This is a genomic window from Pelomicrobium sp. (assembly GCF_036803785.1).
Lineage (GTDB): Bacteria > Pseudomonadota > Gammaproteobacteria > Burkholderiales > UBA6910 > Pelomicrobium.
Genome location: NZ_DAIRTR010000074.1, coordinates 1 through 16130 on the forward strand (window position 1 = coordinate 1; position 16130 = coordinate 16130).

A 16130-nucleotide genomic window follows, 5' to 3' on the forward strand; every position below is an offset into this window, starting at 1 on the left:
GTTCGGCTACGAGGAGGGGGCCTTCACCGGCTCGCGCCGGGGCGGGAAAATCGGTTTGATCGAATCCGCCCATACCGGCACCCTGTTTCTGGACGAGGTGGGGGAGATACCCCTGACCCTCCAGGCCAAGCTGCTGCGAGTCCTCCAGGAAAGGGAAGTGCTGCGCCTCGGCGCCAACGATCCGACTCCCGTGGACGTGCGGGTCGTGGCTGCTACCAATCGAGATCTCGGGGCGGCAGTGGCGGCAGGCCGGTTCCGAGCCGATTTGTACTATCGCTTGAACATCCTGCATCTACACCTGCCGCCCCTACGGGAGCGCCCAGAGGACGTGCCGCTCCTCGCCGCGCACTTGCTGGAGGAGGCACTGAAGCGACTTCGAGCGCCCCGGCCCGTCGACGACCTGCTCGAGACGCTCCTCGAGCACTTCGTCCGCTACCCTTGGCCGGGAAACGTACGGGAGATGGAAAACGTGATGGAGCGCCTGGCGGTCCTCCTTGCCCATGAGGGAACCCTGGACGTCGCCGGACTCGCCCGAGTAGCACCCGAGCTGTTCGCTCCCCAGCGGGGGGTTGCCCTGGGACCGCCGCCCGCGCCGGGCGCGGTCCTGCGCTCCCTCCAGCGGGCCCACGAGATGGCCCACATCCACCGGGTCCTGGAAGAGTGTGGCGGAAGCCTCACGCGAGCCTCCGCACGCCTGGGCGTAAGCCGCACCACCTTGTGGCGCAAGCTGAGGGCAAGTGGCCTCGGGCAAAGACGAACGAGAGCACGGCAGACAGAAAGCGCTTGAGGCGCAAAATCGGCACTAAAGAAAGGGGCTTTTGCGTGAAAGCCCTCTTTCCAACTCCCTTTGCCTATTTCTCGTTGATCATTGTCTCTATCGCCGCTGCTCCGGCGATCAACGCCGGATGCGCTGGGCGAGATACGCCCGGGTCTGCATCTCCAGCAGACGGCTCGCAGTGCGGCGGAATTCCTGGCTGTTCACCCCCTCCTCATAGAGCCGCTGCGGGGCAACCTCCGCCGAGACGATCAGCTTGACTCGATGATCGTAGAGCACATCCACCAGCCAGGTCAGCCGCCGGGCCTCGTTGGCCATGGCGGGGGACATGCGCGGCACGTTGGACAGCAGCACTGTGTGGAAGCGCATGGCGAGATCCAGGTAATCGGCCTGGGATCGGGGCGAGCCGCACAGGGCAGAAAAATCGAACCAGACTACGCCACCGGCGCGGCGGCGATAGGGGATGCGACGGCCCTCCACGTCCAGGGGATGGTATTCGTCCTCCACGTCCCTGAGTCGGTCGAAATCCTCGGCGAGACGCGCTTCCGCCTCGGGACCGAGGGGACAAATATAGGTCTTGACCCGCTCCAGGGCGAGCTGGCGATAGTCCATCGCCCCGTCCAGAGGGATCACGTCGAGCCGCTCCTTGATGTGCTGAATGGCGGGCAGAAAGCTTTCCCGGCGCAGCCCGTCGCGGTAGAGCTCGTCAGGGTGCGCGTTGGAGGTCATGCAAAACACCACGCCCCGCGCCGTGAGGGCCGGCAGCAGACGCCCCAGAATCATGGCATCGGCAATGTCGCTTACGTGAAATTCGTCGAAACAGATGAGCCGGTGGCGCCGGGCCAACCGCTGAGCCAGGACGGCCAATGGGTCCGGCTGCCCTTTCAGCGCCTCGAGCTCCCGGTGCACTTCCCGCATGAAATGGTGGAAATGGACCCGGCGCTTGCGCACGAGGGGCAGCACCGAGTAGAAGCTATCCATGAGAAAGCTCTTGCCGCGCCCCACGTCGCCCCACAGATAGGCGCCGCGGGGCAGGGGCGGATGGATCAGCAGCCGCCGCAGCCGGGTGCGGCGGCGCGCCTTGTAAGCCACCCATTCCTCATAGAGTTTTTGCAGGTGTTCTACCGCCCGCAGCTGGGCGGGATCGGCCACGAAGCCGCGGCGCGTCAGGGACTGGCGGTAGAGAGTGCGCAAGTCCATGCCCGCAGACCCGTCCGGCGCCAGGATACTTTTCTCCGGAGATTCGAGGACCTGCCCCCGCATGCAGGACCACTACATATTGAGCGCGCGCTTGTCCACCGCCAAGGCTGCCTCCCGCACCACCTCTGACAGGGACGGGTGGGGATGGCAGACGCGGGCGATGTCTTCCGCGCTGGCGGAGAACTCCAGGGCCATGGCCGCTTCGCTGATCAGCTCGGAGGCATGGGCCCCTAGGATGTGCACGCCTAGCACTCGGTCAGTCTGCGCATGGGCCAGGATCTTGACGAACCCGGCCGGCTCCCCTTGCCCCAGGGCCCGCCCGTTGATAGAGAAGGGAAAGCGGCCGCTGCGGTACTCTACCCCCTCCTGCTGGAGCTGCTGCTCGGTCTTGCCCACCCAGGCGATCTCGGGAGCGGTATAGATCACCCAGGGAATGGCGTCATAGTTGACATGCCCGGCCTGGCCGGCGATGCGCTCGGCCACCATGATCCCTTCGTCCTCGGCCTTGTGGGCCAGCATGGGTCCACGCACTACGTCGCCGATGGCGTAAACGTTGGGCACCCGGGTGCGACAGTACTGGTCCACCTCGATGAAGCCGCGGGCGTCGGTGGAAAGCCCGACCGCCTCGAGCCCCAAGCCGTCCGTATTGGGCACCCGGCCCACGGACACGATGAGCCGGTCCACGCCAAGGGATTGCCGGCCTTTGTCGTCCTCGTACTCCACCACCACGGTCCTGCCGTTACGCTCCACTTGCAGGATTTTCACCCCCAACCGGATATCCAGCCCCTGCTCCCGGGTGAAGAGCTTCCACGCCTCCTTGGAAATCGCCTCGTCCGCCGCCGGTAGGAACTCGGGCAGCGCCTCAAGGAGCGTCACCTGGGCGCCCAGTCGCCGCCATACGCTGCCCAGCTCGAGCCCGATTACGCCGGCCCCGATGACCCCGAGCCGCTTGGGGACCGAATCGAAACTCAAGGCACCCTCGTTGTCGGCGATCACCACCTGGTCCACTTCGATGCCTGGAAGGTGCCGGGGCTTGGAACCCGTGGCGACAATCACGTGCCGTGCCTCCACCGTCTGGACACCCTCCTCCCCCGTCACCTCCACCCGCAGGGGATTGCCGCCGGAGGCGAAGCGCCCGTGCCCTCGTAACCACTCAATCTTGTTTTTCTTGAACAAGGTGGCGATGCCGCTGGTCATCCTCGCCACGATCCGGTCTTTGCGCGCGAGCATCTTGGCAAGATCCACCGTCACCCGCTCTGCCGCGATGCCGTGCTCGGCAAACTTGTGCAGCACCCGCTCGTAGTTCTCGGAAGACTCCAGAAGCGCCTTGGAAGGAATACAACCCACGTTGAGGCAAGTGCCCCCCAGGGCGGGCTCGCCTTTCGGCGTCCTCCATCGCTCGACGCAGCCTACGGAGAATCCCAGCTGGGCCGCCCGGATCGCCGCGATGTAGCCGCCGGGACCGGCACCGATCACCAGCACGTCAAAGTCCTTGGCCATGGTTATTGTTTCTCCAGCTTACGCAGTGGAAAACGCGAAGGGCCGCCAGTCCACGCCAGGGCCCCCCATGAATTCTCCGGCAAAAGGTCGATAGACCGTTTGCCGTCGGCTCGTTCCTTCCTCGGCAAGAAGGCGAACGCCGTCAAACTCTTTTCAAACCGAGGCCCGCGTCCTCCCAGTCGCCGGCACCGTCTTTCAGACCTCCAGAAGCAAGCGGGCCGGATCCTCGAGCGCCTCCTTGATGGCCACCAGCGTCAACACCGCTTCGCGGCCGTCGATGAGCCGATGATCGTAGGAGAGGGCCAGATAGTTCATGGGGCGGATGACGATCTGGCCGTTTTCCACTACCGGCCGATCCTTGGTGGCGTGGATGCCCAGGATGGCGCTCTGGGGCGGATTGATGATCGGGGTGGACAGCATGGAACCGAACACGCCACCATTGGAGATGGAAAAGGTCCCGCCCGTCAGCTCCTCAATGGCAAGCTTGCCCTCCTGGGCTCGCTTGCCGAAGTCGGAGATGGTCTTCTCGACCTCCGCCAGGGAGAGTTGGTCGGCGTTACGGATGATGGGCACCACCAGCCCCCGGGGGCTCGCCACCGCGATCCCGATGTCATAGTAGCCGTGATAGACGATGTCGTTGCCGTCGATGGAGGCGTTCACCACCGGGAATTTCTTGAGGGCGTACACGCAGGCTTTCACGAAAAACGACATGAAGCCCAGGCGAACTCCGTGTTCTTTTTCGAACTTGTCCTTGTATCGGTTGCGCAGGTCTATCACCGCCTGCATGTTGACTTCGTTGAAAGTGGTGAGCATCGCTGCCGTGCGCTGGGATTGAACCAGGCGCTCGGCAATCCGAGCCCGTAGCCGCGACATGGGGACCCGCTGCTCGGGGCGTCCGGCGAGCAACGTCTCCACGCTTACGGGCGTGGGCTCGGGCATGGCGGGCTTCGTCGCAGGCGCTGGAGAGACCCCAGAGGCCGGCTCGGTGGGGCGGCCGGTAAAGCCCAGCACGTCCGCCTTGGTGATCCGTCCTCCACGCCCACTGCCCGGCACGTCCTGGGGCTGCAAGCCCCGTTCTTCGAGCAGCCTCTTCGCGGCCGGCATGACGAGGGCCTCGGCCCGTCCACCGGCAGCCGCCTGCGCCGCCCCGACCGCCTGGACCGCGCTCGCCGCCTCTGCCTTCTCCTCCTTGGCGGGCGTCTCCACCTTGGCAGATGCCTCCGCTTCCACGGGTGCCTGGGCCCTCCCGGCGGGAGGCTTCGCCTCGGTGTCGATGGTGGCGATCACCTCGTCGCTCACCACTTTGTCCCCGTCCCTTTTCAGGATCTGGGTGAGGACGCCGGCTGCAGGGGCGGGCAGCTCCAGCACCACCTTGTCCGTCTCGATGTCGATCAGGTTCTCGTCTCGCTGCACGTATTCGCCCGGTTTTTTGTGCCACGCGAGCAGTGTCCCCTCGGACACCGACTCGGAAAAGGTTGGAACCTTGACTTCGATCAGCATGTCGTTCTCCGCTTTCTCCTTGCACCCACGTCCGCGGGCGTGCCTCGCCGCTGCGCCCAGACTATCCGTTCAATCCAGCTCGAACTTGTCTCGAAACGCCGCGTCGATCACGGCCTTCTGCTGGGCCACGTGCAGCGACAAGTATCCGACCGCCGGTGACGCTGACGAGGGTCGCAGCGCATAGGACAGCTTCTGGTCGGGGCGCATGTGGCGCTCGATGTAGTGCTGGATGCGGTGCCATGCACCCTGGTTGCCCGGCTCCTCCTGGCACCATAGGATCTCTTTGGCCTTGGCGTAGCGCTTGATCTCGGCCTTGAAATCGTCGTGGGGAAAGGGATAGAGCTGGGCGATGCGCACGATGGCCATGTCCTTGATGCCCCGCTCCCGCCGGGCAGCCAGGAGGTCGTAATAAATCTTGCCGCTGCAGAAGATCACCCGGCGGACCTTCTTGGGATCGATTTCCGGATCGGTCTCAGGGTTGACCGGCTTGAACCCGGTGCCAGGGCCCAGTTCCTCCAAGGTCGAGACCGATTCCTTGTGCCGCAACATGCTCTTCGGGGTAAAGACGATGAGGGGTTTGCGGTACGGCCGGATCATCTGGCGTCGCAGCAGGTGGAACATCTGGGCTGGGGTGGAGGGAACGCACACTTGCATGTTGTACTCGGCGCAAAGTTGCAGGTAGCGCTCGAGCCGCGCCGAGGAGTGCTCCGGCCCCTGGCCCTCGTAGCCGTGGGGCAAGAACATGACCAGGCCGCAAATACGGCCCCACTTGGCCTCCCCCGCCGCGATGAACTGATCGATGACCACCTGGGCGCCGTTGGCGAAATCGCCGAACTGAGCCTCCCAGATGACCAGCTCGTTGGGTTCGGCAGTCGCGTAGCCGTACTCGAAGCCGAGCACCGCCTCCTCCGACAGGGGGGAGTCGATCACCAGAAAGTCGGGCTGGCCTTCCTTGATGTGCTGCAGCGGTATGTAGGTACCGGCGTCCCAGCGCTCCCGGTTCTGGTCGTGGAGCACCGCGTGGCGATGAAAGAAGGTGCCGCGGCCCGAATCCTGGCCGCTGATGCGCACCGGATAACCCTCGTCCAGGAGCGTGGCGTAAGCCAGGGTCTCCGCCATGCCCCAGTCTAGGGGCAGCTTGCCCTGTCCCATGAGCCGCCGATCTTCCAGCACCTTCTCCACCCGCGGGTGCAGCTTGAATCCCGGCGGTACGGTGGTCACCCGCTCCGCCAACCACTTCAGGCGCTCCAGGGGCACACCGGTCTCGGCGGGCTCGGTCCACTTGCGGTTCATGAAGTAAGCCCAGTTGACCGTGTAGGGCGGCTTGTAGTTGGAGAGGATGGTCTTGTTGGTGTGGTAGCCCTTGTCCAGGGCGTCCCGGTAGGTCCTAATCATCTCTTCCGCTTCCTCGGGCCGCAGCACGCCCTCGGCGGCGAGCTTGTCGGCGTAGAGCTTGCGGGTGCCGGGATGCTGATTGACCTTCTTGTACATGAGGGGTTGAGTGACCATCGGCTCATCCTGCTCGTTGTGCCCGTGACGGCGGAAGCACACCAGATCGATGATCACGTCCTTCTTGAACTCGAAGCGAAAGTCGAGGGCCAGCCGCGTGACGAACAGCACCGCCTCCGGGTCGTCCGCATTCACGTGGAAAATGGGCGCTTCCACCATCTTCGCCACGTCGGTGCAGTACAGCGTCGAGCGCACGTCCCGGGGATCGGAAGTGGTGAAGCCGATCTGGTTGTTCACCACGATGTGTACCGTGCCGCCGGTGCCGTAGCCCCTGGTCTGGGAGAGGTTCAGGGTTTCCATGACCACCCCCTGACCGGCGAAAGCGGCATCACCGTGGATCAGCACCGGAAGCACCTGGGAACCGTCCCTGTCCTTGCGCCGATGCTGGCGCGCCCGCACCGACCCCTCCACCACCGGGTTGACGATCTCCAGATGGGAAGGGTTGAACGCCAGGGTCACGTGCATCGGGCCCCCGGGCGTGGAAACGTCCGAGGAGAAGCCCATGTGGTACTTCACGTCCCCCGAGAGCACCGAGGGGTCGTGCTTGCCCTCGAACTCGGCGAACAAGTCCTTGGGCATCTTGCCCAGGGTGTTGACCAGCACGTTGAGCCGCCCCCGATGGGCCATCCCAATCACCGTCTCCTTGACCCCCTTGGCACCGGCTTGTTGCAATAGGTCGTCCAACAGGGGAATCAGGGTCTCCCCCCCCTCAAGAGAAAAGCGCTTCTGGCCGACGTAGCGGGTGTGTAGGTACTTCTCCAACCCCTCGGCTGCGGTCAGTCGCTCCAGGATGTGGCGCTTCAGCTCAGGGCCATAGCCCGGGCGCGCCCGCACCGGCTCGATGCGCGCCTGGATCCAGCGCTTCTGGGAGGTGTCGTTGATATACATGTATTCGAAGCCGATGGTGCGGCAGTAGGTCTCCCGCACCGCCTGCAAGATCTCCCTGAGGGGCGCCTGGTCCAGCCCCATCAGGGAACCGGTGTCGAATACCGTTTCCATGTCCGCTTCGGAGAAGCCGTAGTGGGCAGGGTCCAGCTCCGGGATGTAGGGTTTTTCCTGTCGCTTGAGGGGATCGATGTCGGCATGCCGCAACCCCAGGAAGCGATGGGCGTTGATGAGTTGCAGCACCTTCGCCTGCTTGCGCTCGAGCTCGGCGAGCCTGAGCTGGACGGCCTGGACCGGCACCGCCGGGCGGCGCTTGCCCAGTTCGATAAAGGATTCGATCACCGGCCGGTGGGATACGTCCCGTGGCGCCGGTCCGGGCTGCCGGGCAAGGGAGTCGAAATAGGAGCGCCACTCTCCCGACACCGCTTCTGGGTCTTCCAGGTATTTCTCGTACAGGGCCTCGATGAACGGTGCGTTGGCGCCGAACAGATACGAATTTGCGAGCATCTCTTTGAACATTGGCCTCTCCTCTGGTCGCCCGGCGCGGACCACCTCTCAACCGCGCTGCCCGATGGGAACCACGTCGCGCTGGGCTGCCCCCGTATAGAGCTGCCGGGGGCGCCCGATCTTCTGCTCTGGATCAGAAATCATCTCGTTCCACTGAGCGATCCAGCCCACGGTGCGAGCCATCGCGAAAATCGCGGTGAACAAGCGAGTCGGTATCCCGAGGGCACTCTGCACGATGCCTGAGTAGAAGTCCACGTTGGGGTAGAGCTTGCGCTCCACGAAGTACTCGTCCTCCAGGGCAATTTTCTCCAGCGCCATGGCAAGCTTGAATAGCTTGTGATCGTGCAGGCCCAGTTCGTTCAACACCTCGTGGCAGGTTTCGCGCATGAGCTTGGCCCGAGGATCGTAGTTCTTGTACACGCGGTGGCCGAACCCCATCAGCCGGAACGGGTCGTTCTTGTCCTTGGCCCGTTTGATGTACTCACCGATGCGCGACACGTCACCGATCTCTTCCAGCATGTGCAGCACCGCCTCGTTGGCACCCCCATGGGCTGGACCCCACAGGCAGGCGATGCCGGCAGAGATGCAAGCGAAAGGATTGGCGCCACTTGAGCCCGCCAAGCGCACGGTGGAGGTGGAAGCGTTCTGCTCGTGGTCCGCGTGCAGGATGAGGATGCGATCCAACGCCCGCACCAGCACCGGGTTAGGTTCATAGCGCTCGCATGGAGTAGCGAACATCATGTGCATGAAGTTCGCAGTGTAGTCGAGGTCGTTGCGCGGGTACATGAACGGCTGGCCCACGTTGTACTTGTACGCCATGGCGGTGATGGTGGGCAGCTTGGCAATCAGCCGGTGGGCCGAGATGTCCCGGTGGTACTGATCGGAAATGTCCATGGCGTCGTGGTAGAACGCGGAGAGGGCCCCCACCACGCCCACGAGCACTGCCATAGGGTGGGCGTCGCGCCGGAAGCCGTTGTAGAAACGCGTCAACTGGTCGTGCACCATCGTGTGCTTCTTGATGATGCTCACGAACTCGTCCTTCTGCGCGCGGGTAGGTAGCTCGCCATTCAAGATGAGGTAGGCCACCTCCAGGAAATCGCACTGCACGGCGAGCTGCTCGATGGGGTAACCCCGGTAGAGCAGGATTCCCTTGTCCCCGTCGATGTAGGTAATCGCCGAGCGACAGCTGGCCGTCGCCATGAACCCCGGGTCGTAGGTGAAGACCCCACTCTTCGCGTAGAGCGTGCGAATGTCTACCACGTCGGGTCCCAGGGTCCCGGACAGGACCGGTAGCTCCACTGCGGGCTTGCCGTCGTTGAAAGTGATCGTGGCTGTTTTGGTGCTCATGGTTCCTCCGGCTCCGTGGGTTTTCCGGGCGGGTTCTCGCAAGCGCGCCCGCCTTCAAAGCGATTGTAGCTTGCTCACGACGGGCTGCAGGCGTGCGTCGCAACAAGGCCGCCGGCCGCTCACGAGATCCCAGAGATCGTTGTCCGGGTAGTCGAGCAGCGCGGCGAAGCTTTGCCGCTCCTCGTCGCCCAGCCGCTCGAGCTCGCGCTCGGCGAAGCGGGATAAGATCAGGTCCAGTTCCAGGAGACCGCGCCGGCAGCGCCAGCGCAAACGGTTAAGCTCGGTCATACCGCACGCCGGACCATCATTTCCTTGATCTTGCCGATCGCCCGGGTCGGGTTGAGCCCCTTAGGGCAGACATCGACGCAGTTCATGATCGTGTGACAGCGAAACAGCCGGTAGGGATCCTCCAGGTTGTCCAACCGCTCGTTGGTGGCCTGATCTCGGCTGTCGGCGAGGAAGCGGTAGGCCTGCAGCAACCCGGCGGGTCCCACGAACTTGTCCGGGTTCCACCAGAACGAGGGACACGAGGTGGAGCAGCAGGCACACAGGATGCACTCGTAGAGCCCGTCGAGCTCCTTGCGCTCCTCCGGCGACTGCAGTCGCTCGGTCTCGGGCGGCGGATCGTTATTGATGAGATACGGCCGGATGGAGTGGTACTGCTTGAAAAACTGGGTCATGTCCACGATCAAGTCGCGGATCACCGGCAGCCCCGGCAGCGGCCGGATCCTCACCGGTTCCCGGAGATCCTTGACTGGGGTGATGCAGGCGAGGCCGTTACGGCCGTTGATGTTCATGGCGTCGGAGCCGCACACCCCCTCCCGGCAGGAGCGGCGGAAACTCAGGCTGTCGTCGATCGACTTGATCCGCACCAGGGCGTCGAGCAGCATCCGGTCGGTGGGCGCAAGCTCCACATCGTAGTCTTGCATGTAGGGCTGGTCGTCCACGTCCGGATTGTAGCGGTAGATGGAAAAACGCATCGGCGGCTCCTCGGGCGCTTTCGCTCAGTAGGTGCGGACCTTCAGCGGGAAGGTTTCCACCGTCAGCGGCTTCAGGTGTACCGGTTTGTAGTCCACGCGCCGGCCCTCTTTGAAGAACAGGCTGTGTTTGAGCCAGTTGTCGTCGTCGCGGTTTGGACAGTCTTCCCGGGCATGGGCGCCACGGCTTTCCTTGCGCGCTTCGGCGCAAATCATGGTGGCCACCGCCACCTCCACCAAGTTGTCTAACTCCAACGCCTCGACCCTGGCAGTGTTGAACGTCTTGCTCTTGTCGGAAATGAAGGTCTTTTGCGCCCGCTCTTCGATCTCCAGGATCTTTTGCACGCCCTGTCTCAGGAGGTCGCCGAAGCGAAACACACCGCAATGGTTCTGCATCACCTTCTGCAACTCGGCCCGCACCTCCGGCACCGACTCGCCGCTGGTGGCGGCTTCCAGCCGAGCCAGCCGTGCCAGAGGCAGATCGGCGGCGTCCTTGGGCAAATCCTTGTGGTGGGGATTTTCCCGGATGAACTGGATCATGGCGTCTCCTGCCGCCTTGCCGAAGACCACCAGGTCGAGTAGGGAGTTGGTGCCCAGGCGATTCGCCCCGTGCACCGAAACGCAGGCGCACTCCCCGGCCGCGTACAGGCCCGGCACCACCTCCTCGGGGCCGGTCTTGAGGGGTGCCACCACTTCGCCGTGGTAGTTGGTGGGAATGCCGCCCATCATGTAGTGGCAGGTGGGCACCACGGGAATCGGGTCCTTGATGGGGTCCACGTGGGCGAACTTGATGGCGATCTCCCGGATACCGGGCAGCCGTGTCATGATCACCTCAGGCCCCAGGTGGTCCAGCTTGAGCAGCACGTGATCGCCTTGGGGACCACAGCCCCGTCCCTCCTTGATCTCGGTGGCCATGGCGCGGGACACCACGTCCCGGCTGGCCAAGTCCTTGGCGTTGGGGGCATAGCGCTCCATGAAACGCTCGCCGTGTTTGTTGAGTAGGTAGCCTCCCTCCCCCCGCACCCCTTCGGTGATCAATACCCCGGCGCCGGCCACGCCGGTGGGGTGGAACTGCCAGAACTCCATGTCTTCTAGAGGGATGCCAGCCCGGGCGCACATTCCCAAGCCATCGCCGGTGTTGATGAAGGCGTTGGTGCTCGACTGGAAAATGCGCCCCGCCCCGCCGGTGGCAAGCAACGTCGCCTTGGCCTGCAGGATCATGACCTCGCCCGTTTCCATCTCCAGCGCCACGACCCCCAGCACGTCCCCTTCTTGATCGCGAATCAGGTCCAGGGCCATCCACTCTACCAGGAAGTGGGTATTGGCCCGCACGTTGCGCTGGTACAGGGTGTGCAGCATGGCATGGCCGGTGCGGTCTGCGGCCGCACAGCTGCGTGCCGCCAGGGTCGCCCCGTAGTTCTGGGTGTGACCACCGAAGGGACGCTGGTAGATCTTGCCGTTGGGCAGTCGGTCGAACGGCATGCCGAAGTGCTCCAGCTCGTAGATGGCCTCGTTCGCCTTGCGCGCCATGAACTCGATGGCGTCCTGATCCCCGAGGTAGTCGGACCCCTTCACGGTATCGAACATGTGCCAGTGCCAGTTGTCCTCGGAGACATTGGCTAAGGAGGCGGCAATTCCGCCTTGGGCCGCCACCGTATGGGAGCGAGTCGGGAACACCTTGGACAGCACCGCCACCTTGAGGCCGGCTTCGGCGAGTTGCAGCGATGCGCGCATTCCGGCGCCGCCCGCCCCCACTACCACCGCGTCAAACCTGCGCACCGGGATCCCCATTTAAGCGCTCCACAACACCTGCACCGTCCACATGGCGTAATACACGAGAGCGAGCACCACCACCACCTGTAGCGCGAGCCGCACGCCGGTCGGGTGCACGTAGTCCATCAGGATGTCTCGCACTCCGACCCATGCGTGCAGGAACAGGGAAAAGAAAAAGAGCAGTGTGGCAAAGCGCATCCATTGCTGGGCGAACAACGCCTTCCACGCCGCGTAATCGAGGGGCGGAGCAGCCGCGAGCACCACCACCAGCAGCACCGTATAGAGTGCCATGACCACAGCGGAGACCCGCTGCACTAGCCAATCCCGCAGCCCGTAATGGGCCCCTACCACCACTCGTTTCACCATAGGATCGCCCCCAGGATCAGGGTGAGTGCCAAGCTTGCCGCCAACACCGCCTTGGCGCTCGCACGGGCCGCAGCCAGCTCCACCCCATAGTGCAGATCGATGGCCAAATAACGGAGGCCAGCGAAGAAGTGATGCAAGAAAGCCCACACAAGCCCGATTACCCCTAGCTTGACCGGCCAGAAGTCGAGGGTGCGTCGCACCGCCTCGAACCCCTCCGCCGAGACGAGGCTCGTCTGCAAGAAAAACAGGAAGACGGGAATGAAAAGAAACAAAAGCGCGCCGCTCACCCGGTGCAGGATCGAGACGAGGCCCGGGACGGGGAGCTTGATGTGTAGCAGATCCAGGTACTTGGGGCGATTTTTAGGAGCCATGGAAGAGGGCGTCAAGGGCAGCGAAATGCGGAGCTCGAACCGGCCCGGTGTGGCCCAGGCCGGCGTGCAGGGTTCGACGACCGGCTCAGCCTCGTTGCTGCCATGGCCTGCTTAGCACCCTCATGGAAGGGAATCGATGGGGTTCGGGCAGCACTATTTTAATCGCTCTTGCGCGGCGCAGCAAAAAAGGCCCTCATGGCGTTAAGCCGTTGGTCTTAAGAAATCTTGTTCATGTAATGGAAAGACTTCGTGTTACACATCGTGCGTCGCCATTCCACGGGCTTGTCGCCAAAGGTGTAAGCCACCCGCTCGATGCGCAGCAGGGGCGCTCCCGGGGCAATTCCGAGCAAGGTGGCCACTTCCGGTTCCGCTGCCACCGCTTTGATTTGCTCCACCACCTGCAGGATACGCACCCGGTAGGCCGACTCGAACATGCTGTAGAGCTTGCACTGGTACTGATTGATCTTGGCCGCGCTCAGACCCTTGAAGAGGGCGGCCGGCAGCCGGATCTCCTCCCAGCACACCGGCTCTCCCCCTACTTTCATGAGTCGGGTAATGACCACCAGGGTGGCTGCGACCGGGATCTCCAGAAGCCTCGCCGTGGACGCGTCGGCCTTCATTCGCCGGCAGTCGATGAGCTCTCCCTTGGGATAGACCCGCTCCCCCTCGTCGGGGCTGATGCGCAGAAAGTGGAACTGGCGCTTCTCTTCGGTATGGGAGGCGACGAAGGTACCTTTGCCCTGCTGGCGGATCAACAGGTTCTCGTCGGCCAGTTCGTTGATCGCCTTGCGTACCGTTCCCTGGCTGACGTTGAAGCGTGCGGCCAGCTCCGTTTCGCTGGGGATCGCCTCCCCCGGGCGCCATTCCCCGGAAATCAGGCTCTGGGTAATCAGGGTCTTGATCTGTTGGTACAGCGGCCGAAAGGTCGGCGCCGGGTTTCCGTCGCTCATGTTTTTCATTGTCCCACACTCATCCGCAGGACGTCCATTAAACGCTATCTTTTATCATATATAAGACATGAATTGACAGCAGGCAACGGGGCTTCTTAAAATTTTGAGCGCGTGTCGGTCGCGCCTTTACGCATCGAGCGACGCGCCCCTCGCCTTCCTTCCAATCATCTAGGCCCTGGAGCACATTCCATGAAAGCCCCCATTCGCGTTGCCGTCACCGGCGCTGCCGGCCAAATCGGCTATAGCCTCCTGTTTCGCATCGCCAGCGGCGACATGCTGGGCAAAGATCAACCCGTGATCCTGCAGCTTCTGGAAATCCCCCAGGCGGTGGGAGCGCTTAAGGGTGTGGTGATGGAGCTGGAGGACTGCGCCTTTCCTCTGCTCGCCGGCATCGTGGCCACGGACGATCCCCGCGTCGCATTCCGCGATGCCCAGATCGCCCTGCTGGTGGGCGCGCGGCCCCGGTCCAAAGGGATGGAGCGCAAGGATTTGCTGGAAGCCAACGCCCAGATTTTCACCACTCAGGGACGAGCACTGGATGAGGTAGCGAGCCGGGACGTGAAGGTGCTGGTGGTGGGCAACCCGGCCAACACCAACGCCTTGATCGCCATGAGGAGCGCCCCTGGGCTCAAGCCCGAGCAGTTCAGCGCCATGATGCGCCTCGACCACAACCGGGCCCTGTCCCAGGTGGCCGCCAAGATCGGCAAGCCGGTCGCATCGATCCGCAAGATGGTGGTCTGGGGCAACCATTCGGCCACCCAGTATCCCGACCTGTTCCATGCAGAGGCAGACGGCCAGAAGGTGTGGCCCATGATCAACGACCAGGCATGGCTGGAGAACGTCTTCATCCCCACCGTGCAGAAACGCGGCGCCGCCATCATCGAAGCGCGGGGTCTTTCCAGCGCGGCGAGCGCTGCCAACGCCGCCATCGATCACGTGCGCGACTGGGTGCTCGGTACGCGGGAGGGGGACTGGGTCACCATGGGCGTTCCCGCCGACGGCAGCTACGGCATCGCCGAGGACGTGGTATACGGCTACCCGGTCACCTGCAAAAACGGGAAGTACACCATCGTGCCGGGACTGCCAATCAGCGACTTTAGCCGCAACCGTATGCAGGCCACCCTTCAGGAGCTCAAGGAGGAGCGGGACGCGATCAAGCACCTGCTCGCCTGAGCGCCGCAAACCTCGCCCGTGCCCACCGCACTGCACCCGGACCAGGTCCTGTTTCAAGGCGAAAAGCCCTTGCCCTCGCTGCCCGCCTGCGAGCATTACGCGGGCAGCGAGCGCTTCATCCTCAAGGCCCTGGCCCTGCAGCAGCAGCTCGGCCCCTTGTTCGATGTGAGCTGCGACTGCGAGGACGGAGCCCCGGCAGGCCGGGAGCTGGAGCACGCCCGCATGGTGGCCGAGCTGCTGAACGCCTCCGCCAATCAGTTCGGCCGCTGTGGGGTACGCATTCACGGTCCCGCTCATCCCCACTGGCGTCGTGACCTGGAGGTGATCATCGACGGGGCAGGGCACCGCATCGCCTACGTGACCCTGCCCAAGGTCCAGTCAGCCGCACAGGCGCGAGAAATGATCGAGTATCTGGAGCGCCGAGCCAGGGAGCGGGGACTCGAGCGCCCCATCCCGGTGCACGTGCTGATCGAGACCCACGGGGCATTGCAGGAGGCCTTCGCCATCGCCGCCCTGCCGGCGGTCGAGGCGCTCGATTTCGGTCTGCTGGATTTCGTGAGCGGCCATCATGGCGCCATCCCCGCCAGCGCCATGCGCAGCCCCGGCCAGTTCGAGCACCATCTCATCCGCCGCGCCAAGGCCGAGGTGGTGGCCGCGGCGCTCGCCCATGGGCGTGTGCCCGCCCACAACGTGACCCTGGAGCTGGACAATGCCTACCGCGTGTATCAGGACGCCCGGCGTGCCCGCACCGAATATGGATTTCTGCGCATGTGGAGCATCCATCCGTCGCAGATACGGCCCATCATCGACGCGATGCGACCGGAGCACGGGGAGATCGAAACGGCGGCGGAGATCCTGCTCGCCGCGCAGCGCGCCGAGTGGGCGCCGATCCGTCACCGAGGCGAGCTGCACGACCGGGCGAGCTACCGGTATTACTGGTGCGTCTTGCGCCAGGCGCGGGCCACCGGCGCGCGTTTTCCGCCGGAGGTGGAAAGCTGGTTCGCCGCAGCATGAGCGCTTGCCCTGCCCCTGCCCCGCGCATGTCTTATATAAGATATAAGATATTTGACACGGCGGCGGTGCGACCCGATAATTTGGGCGCCGTCCCGCCGGTGAAGACGGCTCCGCTACGCACGGGTCGGCATTGATTTGGACCTTCTCGGAGAAACCGTTCAGCGTGACGCAGGAGAAATCCCGATGAGTGCTGGGATGCAAACGGAAGCAGGGACGAAACCCAAGAAGTCGGTGGCGCTGTCGGGGGTAGTGGCGGGCAATACGGCGCTGTGTACGGTGGGGC

14 protein-coding genes are annotated in these 16130 nt (G+C 63.9%); 3 read left to right on the top strand and 11 right to left on the bottom strand.

From position 1 onward, the window contains the following. On the top strand, positions 1–787 hold a 787-nt coding region (locus V7Q81_RS09810; RefSeq protein WP_333842625.1), incomplete at its 5' end, for a sigma 54-interacting transcriptional regulator. Positions 788–895: 108 nt separating this feature from the next. On the opposite strand, the gene zapE is transcribed toward V7Q81_RS09810, so the two are convergent. From zapE to V7Q81_RS09865, 11 genes are all read right to left on the bottom strand, one after another. After that, on the bottom strand, positions 896–1975 hold the full coding sequence (gene zapE / locus V7Q81_RS09815) for a cell division protein ZapE (protein WP_333842627.1): 1080 nt from the start codon (positions 1973–1975) through the stop codon (positions 896–898). A 72-nt stretch (positions 1976–2047) separates the two neighbouring features. Then, positions 2048–3475, bottom strand: a complete 1428-nt coding sequence (lpdA, locus tag V7Q81_RS09820) for a dihydrolipoyl dehydrogenase (protein ID WP_333842629.1) — start codon at positions 3473–3475, stop codon at positions 2048–2050. A 195-nt stretch (positions 3476–3670) separates the two neighbouring features. After that, positions 3671–4975 carry a 2-oxoglutarate dehydrogenase complex dihydrolipoyllysine-residue succinyltransferase gene (gene odhB, locus V7Q81_RS09825; RefSeq protein ID WP_333842631.1) on the bottom strand — a complete coding sequence of 435 codons (1305 nt, stop codon included), beginning with the start codon at positions 4973–4975 and terminating at the stop codon, positions 3671–3673. A 69-nt stretch (positions 4976–5044) separates the two neighbouring features. Beyond that, on the bottom strand, positions 5045–7888 hold the full coding sequence (locus V7Q81_RS09830; protein WP_333842634.1) for a 2-oxoglutarate dehydrogenase E1 component: 2844 nt from the start codon (positions 7886–7888) through the stop codon (positions 5045–5047). Positions 7889–7924: 36 nt separating this feature from the next. Beyond that, a complete protein-coding gene (gene gltA / locus V7Q81_RS09835; protein ID WP_333842636.1) occupies positions 7925–9223 on the bottom strand; it encodes a citrate synthase in 1299 nt (432 codons plus the stop codon). Between the two features lie 54 nt (positions 9224–9277). After that, positions 9278–9511: an FAD assembly factor SdhE gene (locus V7Q81_RS09840; protein WP_333842638.1), complete on the bottom strand. Its 234-nt coding sequence runs from the start codon at positions 9509–9511 to the stop codon at positions 9278–9280. Then, positions 9508–10203 (bottom strand): succinate dehydrogenase iron-sulfur subunit, encoded by a 696-nt coding sequence (locus V7Q81_RS09845; RefSeq protein ID WP_333842639.1) that lies wholly within the window; start codon positions 10201–10203, stop codon positions 9508–9510. The genes V7Q81_RS09840 and V7Q81_RS09845 overlap by 4 nt, the downstream gene beginning before the upstream one ends. A 24-nt stretch (positions 10204–10227) precedes the next feature. After that, the gene (gene sdhA / locus V7Q81_RS09850) at positions 10228–11991 is read right to left on the bottom strand and encodes a succinate dehydrogenase flavoprotein subunit (RefSeq protein WP_333842641.1); all 1764 of its coding nucleotides are present in this window, start codon (positions 11989–11991) and stop codon (positions 10228–10230) included. Further along, on the bottom strand, positions 11992–12339 hold the full coding sequence (gene sdhD / locus V7Q81_RS09855) for a succinate dehydrogenase, hydrophobic membrane anchor protein (RefSeq protein WP_333842643.1): 348 nt from the start codon (positions 12337–12339) through the stop codon (positions 11992–11994). After that, a complete protein-coding gene (gene sdhC, locus V7Q81_RS09860; protein ID WP_333842646.1) occupies positions 12333–12710 on the bottom strand; it encodes a succinate dehydrogenase, cytochrome b556 subunit in 378 nt (125 codons plus the stop codon). Before sdhC ends, sdhD begins: the two co-directional genes overlap by 7 nt. Before the next feature lie 215 nt (positions 12711–12925). Further along, positions 12926–13660, bottom strand: a complete 735-nt coding sequence (locus V7Q81_RS09865) for a GntR family transcriptional regulator (protein ID WP_333842647.1) — start codon at positions 13658–13660, stop codon at positions 12926–12928. A 189-nt stretch (positions 13661–13849) separates the two neighbouring features. On the opposite strand from V7Q81_RS09865, the gene V7Q81_RS09870 reads away from it, so the two are divergent. Then, on the top strand, positions 13850–14833 hold the full coding sequence (locus V7Q81_RS09870) for a malate dehydrogenase (protein ID WP_333842649.1): 984 nt from the start codon (positions 13850–13852) through the stop codon (positions 14831–14833). Between the two features lie 18 nt (positions 14834–14851). Then, positions 14852–15847: an HpcH/HpaI aldolase/citrate lyase family protein gene (locus V7Q81_RS09875; protein ID WP_333842652.1), complete on the top strand. Its 996-nt coding sequence runs from the start codon at positions 14852–14854 to the stop codon at positions 15845–15847. The last annotated feature ends 283 nt before the right edge of the window (positions 15848–16130 follow it).